Source organism: Desulfobaccales bacterium (assembly GCA_041648175.1).
Lineage (GTDB): Bacteria > Desulfobacterota > Desulfobaccia > Desulfobaccales > 0-14-0-80-60-11 > 0-14-0-80-60-11.
The window spans coordinates 1-16,227 of the sequence record JBAZPO010000020.1; the positions used below are offsets into that span (position 1 = coordinate 1).

Here is a 16,227-nt window from a genome sequence, read left to right on the forward strand (position 1 = left end):
CCTCCCCCCTCTCCCAAACCCTCTCCCCCAACCCCGCAAGGTTAGGCATAAAACAATAAAGGCGGGCGAGTGGCCTCGCCTCAAGCTAACCCTTATAGGGGGTTGGGAGGGGAGTTTGAGGGGAGGGCGGGGGACACGCGTCCCCCGTTCCTCCCCTCAAATTTTAGCTCATCAGCTCATGAAAACTCTCGATAGAACGAAAGTCCGGGTGGTCCGCGGCGTCTTGCCGGGAACTGGATTTAGCTTTGAAGTAAGGGTATTTGATGCCGAAGGTCCGGGCCGCGGCCAGGGCCTCGGCGTTGTCGTCCACCAGCAGAGCGTGTTGGGCCTCGAAGTGCAGGCGATCGTGGAGGATTTCCCAAAAACTTGCCTCTTCCTTGGGCGCGCCCAGGTCAAAGGAAGACACCACTGCATCGAAGTAACCCAGAAGCCCCGTGTGGTTCATCTTGAGGCTTAAGGTCTTATAATGGGCGTTGGTCACCAGGGCCACTCGTTTCTCTTTTAATCTCAGAAACTTGAGAAAATCTTCCGCATCCGGGTGCACCTCGATGAGGTGGCGAATGCCTTCCTTCAGGGCCGGGATATCCAACTCCAGTTCCCGGGACCAGAAGTCGATATCCGTCCAGTTGAGGGTGCCCTCCTCCTTTTGGTAGCGGGCGAACACCAGGTCTCTCGCCAGGGCCAGATCCATTGCCTGGCGCCGGGCGTACTCCTGCGGCACCAGAGTCTCCCAGAAATAATCGTCGAAGTGTTTGTCCAGCAGGGTGCCGTCCATGTCCAGGAGCACCCAGGTTACATCATCCCAGGGGAAAGTCATCAGGTTTCCTTTCTTGAATTCACTGCCTCTATTTATAGAAAAATTGATTATTTTTCAACCAGTGCGGCTCTTGACCCCGCTTTCGGTCATGCTTAATTTAACCTTAGTTAATCACGAAAAATCCTGAAAATCTCGTATATTAAGAAGGAGAACGTTATGCCGATTTTTTTCAGGGAACCGGGAAGGAATCCTTTCCGGGAAATGGAACAACTGCAGCGCCGCATGGACCGTCTCTTCCAGGACACCTATGCAACCGAGCGCTCTCCGTGGCAGGCGGGGGTGTATCCCCTGGTGAACCTCTCGGAAGACAAAGATCATCTCTATGTCCGGGCCGAGTTGCCCGGCGTTGCCGCCGCTGACCTGGAGATCACCCTGCAGGACAACAACCTGATCTTAAGGGGTGAGCGCAAGATTCCCGCGGAAGAAAAGCAGGTCAACTATCACCGCCGGGAGCGCGAATCCGGATTTTTCCGGCGGATCGTGGCCTTACCTGCGCAAGTTGCCGGCGGTAACGTGGAAGCCACTTCCAAGGACGGCATCCTGACCATCAAGCTGGCCAAGCCGGAAGAAGTCAAACCGCGCAAAATCGAAGTAAAGGTTGCTTAACTGCAGGTGTCAGGTGTCAGGTGCCAGGTGCCAGTAAAGACCTGATTCCAATCTGGAACCTGATTTGAAACCTGGAACCTGAAAAAGGAGGTTCATCCATGGCTGAACAAGAACTGCAAGCCAAGGCCAAAGAAGAGGCTCCGGCCAAAGGAGAGCGGGTCCGTCCGGGCCGGGTCTTCTTGCCGGCGGTGGATATATTCGAGACCCCCGAGACCCTGGTCCTGGTGGCCGATATGCCCGGGGTTTCCGGTGATAAAGTAACTCTGGACTTAAAGGAGAACCATCTCACCATTTACGGGGAAGTCGGCCCGCCTCTGGGTGAAGGTGAATCCATGGTGGATCAGGAATATTTCACCGGCGACTATCAGCGGGACTTCCACCTGGGCAGCCTCATCGATCAGAGCAAGATCGAGGCGACCATGAAGGATGGGGTGCTGCGGCTGGTGATGCACAAAGTGGAAAAGGCCAAGCCCCGGAAGATTGAGGTGAAAGTCGCCTGAAGCGCCGCTCAATAGGTGTCAGGTTTCGGGTTTGGTCTTCTTCTACCCCTGGAACCTGGCGCCTGTTTTGATCTTATTCTGACCTCTGACCCATACTTTAGTATTCTTCACACTCCTGAAACCTGACACCTGAAACCTGCTTCAATAGTACTCTTGAGTGTCCTCCCGCTCCAGGTCGTCGAACCGGGTGAACTTGGCCTCAAAATGGAGCTTCACCGTGCCGATGGGGCCGTTCCGCTGTTTGCCGAGGATGACTTCGGCGATGCCCTTGTTGTCGGCAGAATCCTTGCGGTAGACCTCATCCCGGTAGATGAACATGACCACGTCGGCGTCTTGCTCGATGGCGCCTGATTCCCGCAAATCCGACAATTGCGGCCGCTTGCGCTCCCGTTTCTCCGGCTCCCGGCTGAGCTGGGACAGGGCGATCACCGGCACCTTAAGCTCCTTGGCCAGGCCCTTCAAGGAGCGGGAGATCTCCGAGATTTGCTGCTCCCGGCTGGACAGTTCGGCCCGGCCCTGCATGAGTTGGAGATAGTCGATAACGATCAGCCCCAACTTGCCGTCGGCCTTGAGGCGGCGTGATTTGGCCCGGATGTCCAGGACGGTGGCCGCAGGGGTATCGTCGATGTAGATGGGACAATCCAGGAGTATCCCCGCGGCTTCCTGGAGCTTGCGCCATTCATCCCCGGTAAGGAAGGCGGCCCGGCGAATCTGGGACGCGTCCACCCGGCCTTCGCCGCTGAGCAGCCGGCGCACCAGTTGTTCTTTGGACATTTCGAGCGAGAAGAAGGCCACCGGCACCGGCGGCTTGGACCTGTACGCGGCGTTAAAGGCGATGTTCAGGGCTAAAGCGGTCTTGCCCATGCTGGGGCGGGCCGCCAGGATGATGAGGTCGCTGGCCTGGAACCCCGCGGTATAATTGTCCAGGTCCTTGAAGCCGCTGGTCACGCCGGTAAGCGACCCGTCCTTGCGCCCCCAGATAGCCTCCAGAGTAGCAATTTCGTTATCCACCAACGCGCTTAAGGGCGAAAAGCCCGGCCGCACCTTGGCTTCGGCCACCTGAAAGACTTTGTGCTCCGCGGCGTCCAAGAACTCGGCGACGTTTTCCACCGGGGACAGGCAGCCGGCAGCAATCTCCTGGCTGCAGTCCAGCAGCCGCCTGAGCACCGCCTTGTCCTTGACCAGGTTGGCGTAATACTCGGCGTTGGTGGCGAAACCCACCTGCTCGCTTAACCCCGCCAGGAACACCGGCCCCCCCACCCCTTCCAATTGTCCCCGTTCTTTCAAAAGGGCATTGACGGTCACCAGGTCCACGGGCTCGCCCTTGCCGTAAAGGTCCAGCATGGCCTGATAGATGCGGCCGTGGGCCTCCCGGTAGAAATCTTCGGGCACAATTACATCCGCAACGCGGTCCATGGCCTCCGGCCGCACCAGGATGGCCCCCAGCACCGACTGCTCGGCTTCGGGATTGGCCGGTGGGGTATAGCCGACGGGGACGGGATCCGCCGCCGCCGCAAAGCGCCTGTTAGGTTTGGACATAGGGTTGCCTCGGATTTTTTAAAATTATTAAAGAGCACCTGTTAATATCTTGTCATGTAGCAACATAAAAGACAACGTATCCATAAGAATCAAATATTTTAATGATATGGCTTTACACTCAAATCCGGTAAAAAGGCCATGTGCAATACCATGCCGATTCACCATTTCACTTTGATCTGAAATGTTATTAGTAGATTTCCAAAAAGATCCGGTTTCTATATAATCAAAAATAGTTTTGAATATTTCAATAGGAAACAATATTAATTTTCTTGAAAGAACTAAGCTTTTTAATTTTATGACACAATTGATAAAACTATTTGGGATACTAACATTACATTCCATTAAATAATCTTTAATTATCCCTTCGAATTGTGGAACTATTACAAAAATAGAACATATAAAATCATTCTGAAAATGCGCATCAATCGCTCTCTTAATATATTGAATTCTTTTTGAGAAAAAACCTAATTCCTCCCATTGCTTAATTTTTCTTTTAAAGTATTCTTTGTTATAATGTTCAGAAATAAGGTCAAGTATTTTGTCATTATCGATCGCCTCGGGGTTCTCAGGTAAATTTAAAAGAATATATGGATAATAACCTGGTGCCGGAGGCCAATTATTATATGATAAGAATACTAACTTCTCAATCGGTTTTATCTTCTCAAAAAATCTTTTATTATTTATAAAATCCAACAATGGGAATGGAATTGCAGAAGGTTTATCATCAATATTATATTTCTCTGGAATATTTGGTGTACAATCGAAAGCTAGAAAAAAATTAAAATACAAAGACTTATAATAAAAAAAGGCAGCCTTCTCGCCTTCATAAATTTGTGAAGTCATAAAATTGCAAGTTTCAGGATAGATATCATCCAATGTTATTAGTTCATTTATTCCCTTTTCCCTTTTAAGTTTAACTTCACAAATTAGTCTAACTTCTTCATTTAATTCTATTACAGTAATTGATTTTTGAGCAGGTTGTAATATTCTGAATTGATTTATTTCTATAGGAAGATCCTTTGGGTCAATCTTAAGTGTTTCAATCCTCTTATTAATTTCCGGTATTATGAATGATCTAACGAGGTCAGAAATAGTTCTATGATAACTCACTATTCTCACCATTAAATAGGCATTATTTAATCAATTATAAATATGCCTTCTTAGGTTTTCTGTTTACGGGTAAAAATCTGGACTGCTTAGAACCAATCAGCCGGACCGGAGAAAAGCGGCCCGCCAACGATGCTGGATCATAGAAAAAGTTGATCAGGAATGCAACCTTGGTCTGAGGCAGAGAGAGGCGATGGCAGGGAATTACTGGGAGGGCAGGATGGTGGTCTCCCTGTGATAAAAGGAGCTTGGCGGATGAGGCTGGTAACTCTCTCCTATAAATCCCCGCATTTCTTCCGTGGCGGCGAAATGTTTTGTGAGACTATAGAGTTACCCGCATTATGCTACGCCATAACCGAATTATCAGCTGTAGGCCGGGAAAGCGTAGCGCATCCCGCCTTTTTGACTGTCCATCTGAAGGATCGAGTCTCACATCGGTTCCGGCTTCATGACCGGAGATTGAGGAGGGGCTTCTTCTTTGGATTTCTGCGCGGCTACCTTCTTTTTTGCCTTCTTCTTTTTAGGTGGGGCTTCTTCAGCAACTACCGGGGAATCTTTCAGATAATTGGTCTTGGTCCAACCCTCGGCGCCGCTTTTCGGATGCCGCACCTTAAGCCATTGCCCGCCGGGTTCTGACAATTTTTCCACTTTATCATTGCGGTTCAATACCTTAACCACCTGGGTGTCGCCCAGGGGCAAGGCATGGAGTTCCAGGGTTTCAGGCCCCACGAACAAGGAGCCTTTCTTCAGCTCCGGCGGGGCCGCCAGTCTCTCCGGAGTTGCAGAAACCTGGTTCGCTGGCACCCAGCCCATGCTTTTGTCTTTAACCGCCAGCACCCGCCACCATCCCCTGCCATTATCTATGATCTTCTGTACTTCCTCCCCGCGCAACAAAAGCTTGTGGCCCGGGCAGTCATTGCTGGGACAGTCCCTCAGGGTTACATTCTCCCGAACAGAGTAGGCCTCGGTTATCGCTAGAGGCGTCTGGCTCAACAAAGAGCTTTGCAGCCAGCCAGTCCGGCCGGTCCGCTCAGAATACATCTGCCACCAATCTTCTCCGCGATTGTCCAAGAACTTAACCGCGTCGCCCCGGTAAAGCTCGGCCACCACCTGGCAGTTATACTCCGGACATTCTCTCAGATAGGAAATTAGCGTGGTCACATAATAGGTTTCAGGAGCCTCTGCGACCTGAGGCGCCGCACATGCGCTTATCAACGCCAGGACCAGACACAGCAGACCCAGGCCCTGCTTCTTTGTCCGCACCGCCATATACGCCTCGGTGGTCAAGGGTTGTGCACCGGGTCCAGTTGCTTGATCCGCCACCCTCCGCCCTCCTGGGAGAACCATACCTTATAGGCCAGGGTCGATTTCTCCTTTTCCCGATTGCTCAGGTTCATGGTTTCGAAAGACCACCTGACCAGGGCTGTCAGGGTGTTCGGGTCCAGGACGGAAAAATCTCGCATCTCATAGTGTAAAGCGAGATAGTCATACTTCTTCCAGATCGCCAGAGTCTTCTGTTGTTTCTTATCAAGACCAGGAAAAGTGCTGGTATAAGATTTCTGAAATTTTGAAATGTCCTTTTCCAGTTGTGCGGCGCGCAGATTGTTGAGTACCGCCGCCGCCTGGGTTTGCAGACCGGTGGGCTCTGCCACCGATGCGGTCTGGGCGGGCGCTTTGCCTTCCGGTGGCAGCGGGGGCGCGGCAGGGATAGCCTGGTTAGACAAACTGACTGGCTGAGTCGGCTTTAAAACGGTAATGTGCGTCGAGACCGCGGGAGGCGGCGCCGGGGTGGTTCTTCGCACAATCGCCCACACCAGAACCGGAATGACCAAGAGCGAACTCAACAGACCGGCGGCAATCCAGCGATTCCTTCTGCGGGGAGGCTTGAGCAAAGTGACCAGGGGCGAGTGGTCGGGTTCATGGAGACTTAAAATTTGCTCTGCCGGCCCGTCCTCAGCGCCTTTATACTCCACCGGCGACTGGCATTGCTGGCAGAACCATTGCCGGGACCTTACCCTGGCCCCACATTGGGGACAAAAAGCCCGGTCAAATTCCGGCAGCAATAGGTTTGCACCACAAGAATGGCAAAATTTTGCATCATTCCTGATAGGGGTATGGCAATAAGGGCATCCTGCCATGGCTAACCCCGTGATTCTTCTCGTTGAATTTTATTTACCCGGTATTGTTCTGATTTAAACTTATTCATATTATTGAATGTTGTCAATAACTATATAAGATAGCTAACGTCATTTTTAACCTGCTTGCGAGAAGCATTGTCATTCTGAGTGAAGCGAAGAATCTTGCTTTTTCAATAGGTTGAATCCTTCACTTTGTTCAGGATGACAGATAATATCGGTTTTGAAATGGCTTGTAGCCAAATTCAGAAGTTGAAGGCGGTAAGGATAATCTAAATAACGCAAGGCAGGTTTGTGGAGGCCGACGCTGGGAACTTCAGAAATACCGGAGGTCAAATCATATTAAATTTGTTGCATAAATTGTCTGGCCGGGTTTTGACCAGGGCAATTTACTGCCTTGCCTAACCTAAAGCTCGGAGGAGAAGATAGAGGCCACTTACGAAGACTTATGAAAAAATGCAAAAAGGCCCCTAACCTCTTCCCCCGATTTCCGCTTGCTCAAATTCAGGCGCTTTCGGCCACCACTTCCACGGTGATCGTGCCCTTGACTTCAGGCGCCATGCGGACTGTGACTTCGTAGGTGCCTAACTTCTTGATGGGCTCCGCCAACTCCAACTGCTTTTTATCCACTTCAACCCCCTGGTCGGCCAGGGCCTCGGCGATCATGCCCACGGTGACGGAACCGTAAAGCCGCTCTTCCTCGCCCACCCGCTGGGCAATAGTGACGCTGACGCCCTGCAGGTGAGCCACCTGAACCATGGCGGCTTCCCGGATCTGAGCCTGGGCCTGAAGATACTTGGCCTTGGCCTTCTCCACCCGGGTCAGGTTGCCTGAGGTGGCCTCCATGGCCTTCCCTTGGGGAATCAGATAGTTACGGGCATAACCCCGGGCCACGTCCACTACCGCGCCCATGGCGCCCAAAGGGCTAACATCTTCTGTCAATATGACCTTCAACGGCAAGTCCTCCTCAAGACTCCTTGGGCCGATGCAACCGGCGAAAATCCAGCCACAGGTCCATCAACCCCAGGGTAATAATCACGAAAAACACCGGATTCAGGAACATCAACGGGTAGCCGATTATCCGGAGCACCCGGGGCAAACCCAGGCGCTGAAACCAGGTGGCAACCACCGCCAACCCCTGAGCAAAATAGAGCACCGCCAGTACCAGGAGCAGGTTCAGACCCAAGAACCGCACCGCGCTCACCGGCACCAACAGAAGAAACCCGGCACCCAGTAAGGGGAAGATCAGCCACTCCGGCGCCGCCCAGCGAGAAAGCGGCGGCCCCATTTCGCCCCAGCCCAAAAGAATGAATAACTGCCGGGCCAGAACAACGTTCAGCCAGGCCACCAGCCCCAGGTTGGCAACCATCAGCCCCGGCAAGAGGCGTTCCAGCAAGACTTGCAGTTCGGCCGAGGCCACGCCCGGAATCAGCGCGCCCGAGGCGCCGCCGGCGTCTCCCAAGATCTTGGCAACGGTTGCCATGATCTCGGCGGTCTTTTGAGCCAGCAGGTCCTGGGGGGCCAGGCCCAGATAGAACGCCTGCCCGACAAAGATCAGCACCGCAAGGACGCTTAAGGCAACCACCGTATAGATGATGGCCTGTGGCGCCAAAATTCCCCGGCATTGGAGGCTGGCCAGCACCACCCCCATAGCCAACAGATTCATGAAGCCCAAGTTTTGCCAGAAGGTGTCCAGTGTGGGGTGCAGGCAAAAGATGAGAACCACCACGGCCAGGGCTAAAGCCAAGGCCGCCAACTCACCTGACCGCCGGCCCGCCACCAACACCGGCAAAGGTGCCAGGACGCCAACCACCAGCAAAGCCACAGGATTTACCTGGGCCCCCACGAATCCTGCCAGCAGGGCGCTCAGGCAAAAGATCCAGACGAGGCGACCTCTGCCCACGGCTTAAAGCCCCCTCGCGCCCTTACGTGGGCGGCTGTGCAGGGGTATAGGCAATCAGGGCCAGGAGCCGGGCCTGTTTGATGGCCCGGGTGACCCGCCGTTGATGGCGGGCGCAGTTCCCCGAGATGCGCCGGGGAATGATCTTCCCCCGCTCCGTGACAAATTGTCTCAGAGTATTGACATCTTTGTAATCAATGGGCAAATTGGCGTCCACACAAAAACGGCAGACCTTGCGGCGGACGTAAAATTGTTTCCGTTTGCGACGAGGCATTACAGGCACGGGTTAGTCCTCCTTGGCCGGGGCTGCAGGTTCGGAAGGAGCGGCGGCTTCAACCATTGCTCCGGGTTCCTCAGCGCTAACGGCGGCTTCGGGCTCGGGCGCCGGCGCGGCCGCCTTGGCCTTGGCCGCGATCTCGGCCTGCAAAGCCTCCAGATTCACTTTGTCTGATTTCTTGGTGGTGATGTAGCGAATGATGCGGTCGTCAATCCGGTAGTTGCGTTCCAGCTCCTTGACCGTCTCGGACGACCCGGCAAAATCGGCTAACACATAGTAACCGCGGATGGTGCCTTGGATTTTGTAGGACAGCTTGCGGCGGCCCCACTCTTCCAGCCCCACCACGGTGCCACCTTGGGAGGAGATAATCCGGGAAAATTTTTCGATGGCGGACTTGACTTCTTCATCCGGGAGATCGCCATTCACCACCCAGACAGACTCATAACGACGCATTCTTCCTCCTTATGGTCGTTGGCCCTGGAGCACGTTGGCCCAGAGCAAGGAAGGTAAAAAATAATATTTATCAGAATGACAGAGGCTTGTCAACTACGGCGGAGATAGGCGAAGCCGGAACCATCTTGGCACTTAAGCCCGATCATCCCGGCTCCGCCTCAGTGAGAACTCCTACTGGACCGAAAAACTCGCGTCCTTTTGCGAAGTCCCGTAACTGCTCGTCACCCGGCTGGTGACGGTATAGGTGCCGCGCGTGGCGTTGTTGGGCAAGGCATAACTCACGTTGTCACTGAAAGTCCCATTGGCATTGGAAACCGTGGTCTGGTAAGGCGACCCCACCATTTGCCCGTTGACCCGAATCTCCCGCACCAGGGTGACAGACACCGGGGCGTTGGCCGGCGTCAGAATGGTGTAAGTCATCCCCAGGCTAACCTGTTGCCCTGGCCGTACGCTGGCCGGAGAGGCGCTCACGTTGTCCACGCTAACCACGTTGCCCTGGCCCTGATAGTTATAAGCCTGGGCCGCAGCCTGGGACGAGCGGATCTCGCTGTTGCGATGAGCAGCATAAAGCGTCGCCCCCACGCCACCTATGAGGCCCCCTGCAGCCGCGCCCACCCAGGCTCCCGTTGCCGGGTTGCCGGTCGCCGCGCCGATGATGGAACCGATGGCCGCACCGGTGGCAGCCCCACCCAAGGCCCCGGCCCCGGCCGAGCGATATGGATCATAATAACCGCTCTCGCTGACACAGCCTACTAAAGACACGGCAAAGATTACCACGAGTGCAATTGCCAACCATTTCCGGGTCATCTTGTCCCCTCCTCATCAACGCTGTTCAAGCCAGAATACCTGCGCCCGTTGCCGGGAAAAGTCGACCATGATTCGTTATCGTCTTGTCTATATATCATTAATGTCTGAGAGCCCAAGTTTCAAGCCCTAACCCCCGCTTTTCAGACTTCCCGGCCCACCGACATCCGCACCTGATCCAGGATGCCGTTGACAAAGCCCCCGGAGGCCTCACTCCCATACCGTTTCGCCATTTCCACCGCCTCGTTGATCACCACTTTGGGCGGGATTCCGGGCTGGTACAAAAGTTCATAGATGGCCAGCCTCAGGAGATTGCGGTCCACAACGGTCATGCGTTCCAGGCGCCAATGCTCCGAGTAACGCACGATCAGGGCATCAAGTTCCTCCACGTGGGACCCAACTCCGGCCACCAATTCCTCCAGATAGGCAGGAGGAGCGCCCTCCTCGTCCTGAAAATGGCTCCAGAACCGCTCCAAGGCCGCAGGATCAGGCGGCTCGGAGAACTCACCCTGATAGAGGAATTGCAGCGCCCATTCCCGGCACCGGCTGCGGGAATAATCCGCCAACCAGCTAGGCCCCCAACTCTTTCAGGAGGTTTACCATTTCGATGGCGGCTTCCGCCGCGGCAAAGCCTTTGTTGCCCGCCTTACTGCCGGCCCGTTCGATGGCCTGTTCCAGATTTTCGGTGGTCAGGATGCCGAAGGCAATGGGAACCGCGCTCTCCAGGGACACCTGCGCGATGCCCTTGCTCACTTCCGCGGCCACGTAATCGAAATGGGGCGTCGAGCCCCGGATCACCGCGCCCAGGCAAATGACTGCGTCAAAGGCCCGGCCCTGGGCCAGGCGCTTAGCCACCAGGGGAATCTCCCAGGCTCCGGGCACCCGCACCACCGTCAGGGCATCCTCGCTGACTCCCTGCCGGCGCAGACAATCCAGCGCCCCTTCAAGCAAGCGCTCGGTAATAAAAGAATTGAACCGGCTGACGATCAAGGCAAATTTCAGGCCTGTTGCGATGAGCTTGCCTTCTACGTTACGCATTTAACCCCCCAGGTTTCAGGTTTCAGGTTCCGGGTTTTAGGTTTCAGGTTCCGGGTCCAGGTTCGATTTTGTCCCAAAACCTAAAACCTGACACCTGAAACCTGACACCTGCTCTTAAACCATCTTCAGCAGGTGCCCCATCTTCTGGCATTTGGTCTTGAGATAGTGGCGATTCACCCGATTGGGGGGAATCTCCAGGGCCACCCGTTCCACCATGGTGAGGCCGTAGCCCTCCAGGCCGATGATCTTCTTGGGGTTATTGGTCATGAGGCGCATCTTCCGGACTCCCAGGTCCCTGAGGATCTGCGCCCCGATGCCGTAATCCCTCAGGTCAGCCTTGAACCCCAGAGCCTCGTTGGCCTCCACCGTGTCCGCACCCTGGTCCTGGAGCTCGTAGGCCCTGAGCTTGTTGACCAACCCGATGCCCCGGCCCTCCTGGTGCATGTAAAGGATGACGCCCTTGCCTTCGCACTCCACCAACTCCATGGCGGACTCCAACTGATCGCCGCAGTCGCAGCGCATGGAGTGAAACACATCTCCGGTGACGCATTCGGAGTGGACCCGCACCAAAACCGCTTCATCGGGGCTGATCTCGCCTTTCACCAGCGCGACGTGCTGGTTGTCATCCACGTCGTTGTCATAGGCGATGGCGGTAAACTCCCCGAACGCGGTGGGCAACTTGACGGTGGCCCGCCGGTGTACAAAGGATTCGTGCCGCAGACGATGTTCCACCAGATCAGCGATAGTTGCGATCTTGATATTATGTTCCGCAGCGAATTTCTCCAGGTCCGGCATCCGAGCCATGGTGCCGTCGTCCTTCATGATTTCGCAGATAACCGCCGCGCCTTTCAGTCCGGCCAGGCGGGCCACGTCCACGGAACCCTCGGTCTGCCCGGTGCGTACCAGCACGCCGCCTTTGCGGGCCCGGATGGGGAAGACGTGCCCCGGGCTGACGATGTGTTCGGGATGGGAATCATCGGCCACCGCGGTGAGAATAGTGGTGGCCCGGTCCGCCGCGGAAATCCCGGTGGTGACTCCCCGCCGGGCCTCGATGGACACGGTGAACGCAGTCTTGAAACCCGACTGGTTATCCCGCACCATTTGGGGCAGTTGCAGGCGCTCAATGATATCCGAACCCAAGGCCAGACAGATCAGCCCCCGCCCGAAGCGGGCCATGAAATTGATGGCCTCGGGCGTGACCAGTTCAGCGGCCATGGTAAGATCGCCTTCGTTTTCCCGGTCCTCGTCGTCCACCAGGATGATCATCTTACCCTGGCGTATGTCCTTAATCGCTTCTTCAATGGGTACTACCGTCATGGTTATAGTCCTGTTTTCGGTTTTCGGTTTTCTGTTTTCGGTTAACAAAAGTTACTTATATTCGGTGGCGCCAGGTTTTCAACCTGTGCAGTTATAGGGCGGCCCATGGCCGCCATAAATCGGCGTGCACGGCACGCCCTATAATTCTTAATATTTGGTGGCACAGGTTTTCAACCTGTGCAGCGCGGGTGTAGGTTGCGCCCTGCGCACCATCCTTAGGCTTTTACTGTTTACTGCTCACTGCTTACACTTTTACTGCTTACTGCTCACTGCTTACTTATAAAAACCCTTGCCGGGCCAATAATTCCGCGCTAACCCCTTCCCCCTGCGGCGCATCTTTACCCAGCAGCCGAGCCACGTATTTGCCGATAATGTCCATCTCCAGATTGACCCGGTCGCCCACTTTAAGTGCATTCAGAGTGGTCGCTGCCGCGGTGTGGGGGATGATGTTCACCGTAAAGGTGTTACCCTGGCAGGAGTTCACGGTCAGGGAGACCCCCTCGATGGCGATGGAGCCTTTCTCGATGACCAGGCGGCTCAAAGGCCCAGGCACTTCAACCTTGAGACCCAGGTGGGCCGGGCCGGGCCGCCGGTCCCGCACCACGCCGGGGCAGTCCACATGCCCGGTGACCAGATGCCCGCCCAGGCGGTCGCCGATCCTCAATGATCTCTCTAAGTTTACCCGGTCGCCCACCTTTTTCAAGGGGAAAGTCGTACGTTTCAGGGTCTCCGGCGATACCTCGAAACTGGCCTTAGGCGGGGCTAGGTCAACCACCGTGAGGCAGGACCCGGCCACCGCCACCGACTCCCCCAAGGTGAGCTCCCCCGCGGGAAACGAGGTCTTCAGCGTAAGACGCAGGCCCTCGGCCATAGGAGTTAACGCCACGATCACGCCGACGCCTTCCACCAGCCCGGTGAACATATTCGTAGTCCATCCTCTATTCCCCTCTCCTCTTGAGGGGAGAGGGCCAGGGTGAGGGGTGATAAAATTAATCCTTGAAACCGAATATAAGCGGTGAATTATCTTGTAATTTTACACTATGCCGCCGCATAAGAAAACGCCTTTCCCCCATAAAAAAAACGGCGCCCCAAAAGGACGCCGCCTTGATGCTAAACTGGAAAACCCTGATAGCTGCATGATGGGAGGCGAACCCGGTCTCCCACCCTTCGTTTACCCCTCGGATGAGGGGATGCTTGCTTTTAGCCGAAAATCCGCCGCCGAAAGGCCACCAGACCCAGCAGGCCGGATCCCATCAGGATGGCGCTGGGGGGCACGGGAACGTTGGTGAACGGAAGATCGACCTGGAGGACGGCTGGGCCTCCACAGCACTCACCATACACCAACTCGAAGGGGAAGTTGCCCGATGGCCCCGTGTACGTTTCTGTCGTAGTAGTGGGCGATGTGGGTCCAGGGTTGAACCCAAGGTCGACACCACCGATGATCAGCGTCAAACCATCATCATGCGTCACGGTGAATGTCTGTCCAGTGGTTACCGTGACCAAGCCTTTAAACTGTACCAAGGTGCCCTGGCTACCGTTATCCATAAGCGAGGCAAGGGTGCCAGCAGTATTCTCTACGATATTGAAGGCACCACTACTAGCAAGCCATGTCCCGACTGTGACGCTTGTGCCAGAAAAGTTAAATGGCGAATTTACGTCGAACGCGACGTCTGCGGTTGTTCCAGGCACATTCGCAGGGATGGCGTTCTGGGAGGTTGCCTCGGGAACGTGCCAGAGATTTCCTGTAATCACGTTGGTCGCTTGGGCCGACAGCGCCAGGCCCATGACCATGATGGCCGCTAAGACAAAAATTCCAAGTTTCTTCATAAAGAACTCTCCTTTAAAGAATTGTGTTAATTCATAAAAACATCTTAAAACACAATATCTGCGCGAAAAAACTCGCCGCCCATCACCTCCCCGATGACATCCCTATCAGGATATTTTGAAAATGGTCACTGTGCTAATCAATCCCGGCAACAAGCCCCAAGAAGCCCACGACTTACCTCGCCACCGGCAGTTTCTCCCTTTGTTCATTTTCGTGAACTAGTGAATATAATTATTTTTAATAATATTTTTATCTGAGTTAATGCATATTATATGCCCCTCCATTGCTATATTTTATTAATTAATTAATTCAATGACATACCTATATCTCATCTATTTTTTAAGAATTTACTTGGTTAAATAAATGAACATAATTCTATATTAATTGTTTTATTGACTAATTATATTAATTAGTTGATTAATGTTTATATTGATGAACCTAATTTAATTAATCCATTTTTCATGGACGGCCAGGGAGTATTGACAAGATTCTCTCGTCTCCAAAAAAACGGCGCCCTTAGAAGGACGCCGCCTTGACGATAAACAGTAAACCCTGTTAACTTGATTACGGGAGGCGAGCGGGTCTATCCTCCCCTCCAGGTGAGAAACTGTTTGCCTTTAGCTGATAAAACGCCTCCGCCAAGCAACCAGGCCCAGCAGACCGGAGCTCAGCAGGAGTACACTGGGGGGCACGGGCACCACTTGGGCGACCATGTCATTATAATCCGAATCACCATAGGGCTGACTGTTGCTACCGTCTTCAAAAGCCACGATGTATTGCCCCGCGTAGGCCGCGTCGAATTGGCCGAGGTCGAAGATAAAACCGGAAGACTGGTTTCCAACCCCATTTTGGTTTTGAGTTGTCTTGGCCGCAAGCCCATCAGGTGTGTCTGAGAAGCCGAAGCTGGCCGGTTCGATGAACGTCGTACCTGAAAAGCCAGATTGGTTGGTGGGACTCGTCGGTAAATTTAGCAAGTTTTGGCTGGGAACATCTAGCGTCTGGCTAAAAGCTGAGGCTTTTGCCCAGTTTAATAAAGTGTAAGAGCCATCAGGCAAGGTTTCTAGAACGGTTGCGTTCTGCAAATCGTTCTGGGAGAGGGTTAAGGTGGTCCACCCATTGATAATGTCCCAAAGGTTAGCTTCGCCAGCGGGAGCGAGATTAATGGTCTGAAACGCATGCGCCGAAAATGTCAAACCCATAACCATGATAGCCGCCAGAGCGACTATTCCAAGTTTTTTCATGAGTTTTCTCCTCCTTTAATTGCTTGTTTGATGAAAAGGGTTAGCACGCTGCATCCACGAATTGCCTGTGGAAAAATCGATGAGTCACCTCCTCGATACATCCCTGTATAAATATTTTGAAAATAGTCACTGTGCGATCAATTCAGGCTACAAGCCACACAAAACACAGGCTTGCCTCTGTGTTTTGCTTCCTCTTGTTCATTTTCATGAACTAATAAATTAAATTAATATTAATAAGATATTTACATTATATTTAATGCAATTTTTATACCCTTTTATTAATTAATTGATTTAATTAACTAATTACATATTTATAGTTCTCTATGTGATATTTATTAAATTTTAATTGTTTATTTTTTTATACATAAATTTCCATCAAACCATTTTTATGTAACAATTATAGTTGGTTCAATAATGGTTCATTAATTGACCAAACATAATCAACATAATTTTCATGAACGGCCAGGAAGTTATTGACGAGGTTTTCCAATCTGAAAACTGCGTGAGAGTGAGGGAAAATATAGGCAGGCAAAGCGACTGCGGTTATTAAAAGAGAAAGGCAGGACCACCATGGCCCTGCCTTTTGTAATTCGAGAAGCGCCGGGCAGACTTAGGCGCCCTCTATAAATCTGGTTTAAACAGAGGGCCTGGACCGCATGGCTCCCGCC

The 16,227-nt window shown here is 53.3% G+C and carries 18 protein-coding genes; 2 read left to right on the plus strand and 16 right to left on the minus strand.

What is annotated here, in order from left to right:
• Positions 1–163: 163 nt before the first annotated feature.
• Positions 164–817: an HAD-IA family hydrolase gene (locus tag WC600_15730; GenBank protein MFA4904183.1), complete on the minus strand. Its 654-nt coding sequence runs from the start codon at positions 815–817 to the stop codon at positions 164–166.
• Positions 818–973: 156 nt separating this feature from the next.
• Here WC600_15730 and WC600_15735 point away from each other — a divergent pair, with 156 nt between their 5' ends.
• Together WC600_15735 and WC600_15740 are read left to right on the plus strand one after the other, a co-directional pair.
• Positions 974–1,423, plus strand: coding sequence for an Hsp20/alpha crystallin family protein (locus WC600_15735; protein ID MFA4904184.1), 450 nt, complete (start codon positions 974–976; stop codon positions 1,421–1,423).
• A 98-nt stretch (positions 1,424–1,521) separates the two neighbouring features.
• Positions 1,522–1,923, plus strand: coding sequence for an Hsp20/alpha crystallin family protein (locus WC600_15740; protein MFA4904185.1), 402 nt, complete (start codon positions 1,522–1,524; stop codon positions 1,921–1,923).
• A 141-nt stretch (positions 1,924–2,064) separates the two neighbouring features.
• Here WC600_15740 and dnaB read toward each other — a convergent pair whose 3' ends face one another.
• The 15 genes from dnaB to WC600_15815 all read right to left on the minus strand — a co-directional run bounded on the left by dnaB (position 2,065) and on the right by WC600_15815 (position 15,559).
• Positions 2,065–3,462: a replicative DNA helicase gene (gene dnaB, locus WC600_15745; protein MFA4904186.1), complete on the minus strand. Its 1,398-nt coding sequence runs from the start codon at positions 3,460–3,462 to the stop codon at positions 2,065–2,067.
• Positions 3,463–3,489: 27 nt separating this feature from the next.
• Positions 3,490–4,572, minus strand: a complete 1,083-nt coding sequence (locus WC600_15750; GenBank protein ID MFA4904187.1) for a hypothetical protein — start codon at positions 4,570–4,572, stop codon at positions 3,490–3,492.
• 426 nt (positions 4,573–4,998) lie between these two features.
• Positions 4,999–5,892, minus strand: coding sequence for an SH3 domain-containing protein (locus WC600_15755; GenBank protein ID MFA4904188.1), 894 nt, complete (start codon positions 5,890–5,892; stop codon positions 4,999–5,001).
• The gene (locus WC600_15760) at positions 5,853–6,707 is read right to left on the minus strand and encodes a zinc ribbon domain-containing protein (protein ID MFA4904189.1); all 855 of its coding nucleotides are present in this window, start codon (positions 6,705–6,707) and stop codon (positions 5,853–5,855) included. The genes WC600_15755 and WC600_15760 overlap by 40 nt, the downstream gene beginning before the upstream one ends.
• Positions 6,708–7,208: 501 nt before the next feature.
• Positions 7,209–7,658 (minus strand): 50S ribosomal protein L9, encoded by a 450-nt coding sequence (rplI, locus tag WC600_15765; GenBank protein MFA4904190.1) that lies wholly within the window; start codon positions 7,656–7,658, stop codon positions 7,209–7,211.
• Positions 7,659–7,671: 13 nt separating this feature from the next.
• Positions 7,672–8,607, minus strand: a complete 936-nt coding sequence (locus tag WC600_15770) for a DUF2232 domain-containing protein (protein MFA4904191.1) — start codon at positions 8,605–8,607, stop codon at positions 7,672–7,674.
• A gap of 22 nt (positions 8,608–8,629) precedes the next feature.
• Complete coding sequence (rpsR, locus tag WC600_15775) at positions 8,630–8,878, minus strand: 30S ribosomal protein S18 (protein MFA4904192.1); 249 nt, start codon at positions 8,876–8,878, stop codon at positions 8,630–8,632.
• Between the two features lie 12 nt (positions 8,879–8,890).
• Entirely contained in the window at positions 8,891–9,334 is a 444-nt protein-coding gene (gene rpsF, locus WC600_15780; protein ID MFA4904193.1) for a 30S ribosomal protein S6, read from the minus strand.
• A gap of 171 nt (positions 9,335–9,505) precedes the next feature.
• Positions 9,506–10,141 (minus strand): hypothetical protein, encoded by a 636-nt coding sequence (locus tag WC600_15785; GenBank protein ID MFA4904194.1) that lies wholly within the window; start codon positions 10,139–10,141, stop codon positions 9,506–9,508.
• Between the two features lie 140 nt (positions 10,142–10,281).
• The gene (gene nusB / locus WC600_15790) at positions 10,282–10,704 is read right to left on the minus strand and encodes a transcription antitermination factor NusB (protein MFA4904195.1); all 423 of its coding nucleotides are present in this window, start codon (positions 10,702–10,704) and stop codon (positions 10,282–10,284) included.
• Between the two features lie 4 nt (positions 10,705–10,708).
• Positions 10,709–11,176, minus strand: coding sequence for a 6,7-dimethyl-8-ribityllumazine synthase (gene ribE, locus WC600_15795; GenBank protein MFA4904196.1), 468 nt, complete (start codon positions 11,174–11,176; stop codon positions 10,709–10,711).
• Positions 11,177–11,290: 114 nt separating this feature from the next.
• Positions 11,291–12,493: a bifunctional 3,4-dihydroxy-2-butanone-4-phosphate synthase/GTP cyclohydrolase II gene (locus WC600_15800; GenBank protein MFA4904197.1), complete on the minus strand. Its 1,203-nt coding sequence runs from the start codon at positions 12,491–12,493 to the stop codon at positions 11,291–11,293.
• Positions 12,494–12,770: 277 nt separating this feature from the next.
• Complete coding sequence (locus tag WC600_15805; protein MFA4904198.1) at positions 12,771–13,415, minus strand: riboflavin synthase; 645 nt, start codon at positions 13,413–13,415, stop codon at positions 12,771–12,773.
• A 278-nt stretch (positions 13,416–13,693) separates the two neighbouring features.
• Positions 13,694–14,320, minus strand: coding sequence for a hypothetical protein (locus WC600_15810; protein ID MFA4904199.1), 627 nt, complete (start codon positions 14,318–14,320; stop codon positions 13,694–13,696).
• Between the two features lie 615 nt (positions 14,321–14,935).
• Positions 14,936–15,559, minus strand: a complete 624-nt coding sequence (locus WC600_15815) for a hypothetical protein (GenBank protein ID MFA4904200.1) — start codon at positions 15,557–15,559, stop codon at positions 14,936–14,938.
• Between the last annotated feature and the right edge of the window lie 668 nt (positions 15,560–16,227).

Bases quoted from the DNA above. Each gene is read 5' to 3' on its own strand.
- WC600_15815 (MFA4904200.1), bottom strand. From the start codon at position 15,559: ATGAAAAAACTTGGAATAGTCGCTCTGGCGGCTATCATGGTTATGGGT.
- dnaB (MFA4904186.1), bottom strand. From the start codon at position 3,462: ATGTCCAAACCTAACAGGCGCTTTGCGGCGGCGGCGGATCCCGTCCCC.
- ribE (MFA4904196.1), bottom strand. From the start codon at position 11,176: ATGCGTAACGTAGAAGGCAAGCTCATCGCAACAGGCCTGAAATTTGCC.
- WC600_15800 (MFA4904197.1), bottom strand. From the start codon at position 12,493: ATGACGGTAGTACCCATTGAAGAAGCGATTAAGGACATACGCCAGGGT.
- rpsF (MFA4904193.1), bottom strand. From the start codon at position 9,334: ATGCGTCGTTATGAGTCTGTCTGGGTGGTGAATGGCGATCTCCCGGAT.
- WC600_15760 (MFA4904189.1), bottom strand. From the start codon at position 6,707: ATGGCAGGATGCCCTTATTGCCATACCCCTATCAGGAATGATGCAAAA.
- rpsR (MFA4904192.1), bottom strand. From the start codon at position 8,878: ATGCCTCGTCGCAAACGGAAACAATTTTACGTCCGCCGCAAGGTCTGC.
- WC600_15730 (MFA4904183.1), bottom strand. From the start codon at position 817: ATGACTTTCCCCTGGGATGATGTAACCTGGGTGCTCCTGGACATGGAC.
- WC600_15740 (MFA4904185.1), top strand. From the start codon at position 1,522: ATGGCTGAACAAGAACTGCAAGCCAAGGCCAAAGAAGAGGCTCCGGCC.
- WC600_15810 (MFA4904199.1), bottom strand. From the start codon at position 14,320: ATGAAGAAACTTGGAATTTTTGTCTTAGCGGCCATCATGGTCATGGGC.
- WC600_15805 (MFA4904198.1), bottom strand. From the start codon at position 13,415: ATGTTCACCGGGCTGGTGGAAGGCGTCGGCGTGATCGTGGCGTTAACT.
- WC600_15785 (MFA4904194.1), bottom strand. From the start codon at position 10,141: ATGACCCGGAAATGGTTGGCAATTGCACTCGTGGTAATCTTTGCCGTG.
- WC600_15735 (MFA4904184.1), top strand. From the start codon at position 974: ATGCCGATTTTTTTCAGGGAACCGGGAAGGAATCCTTTCCGGGAAATG.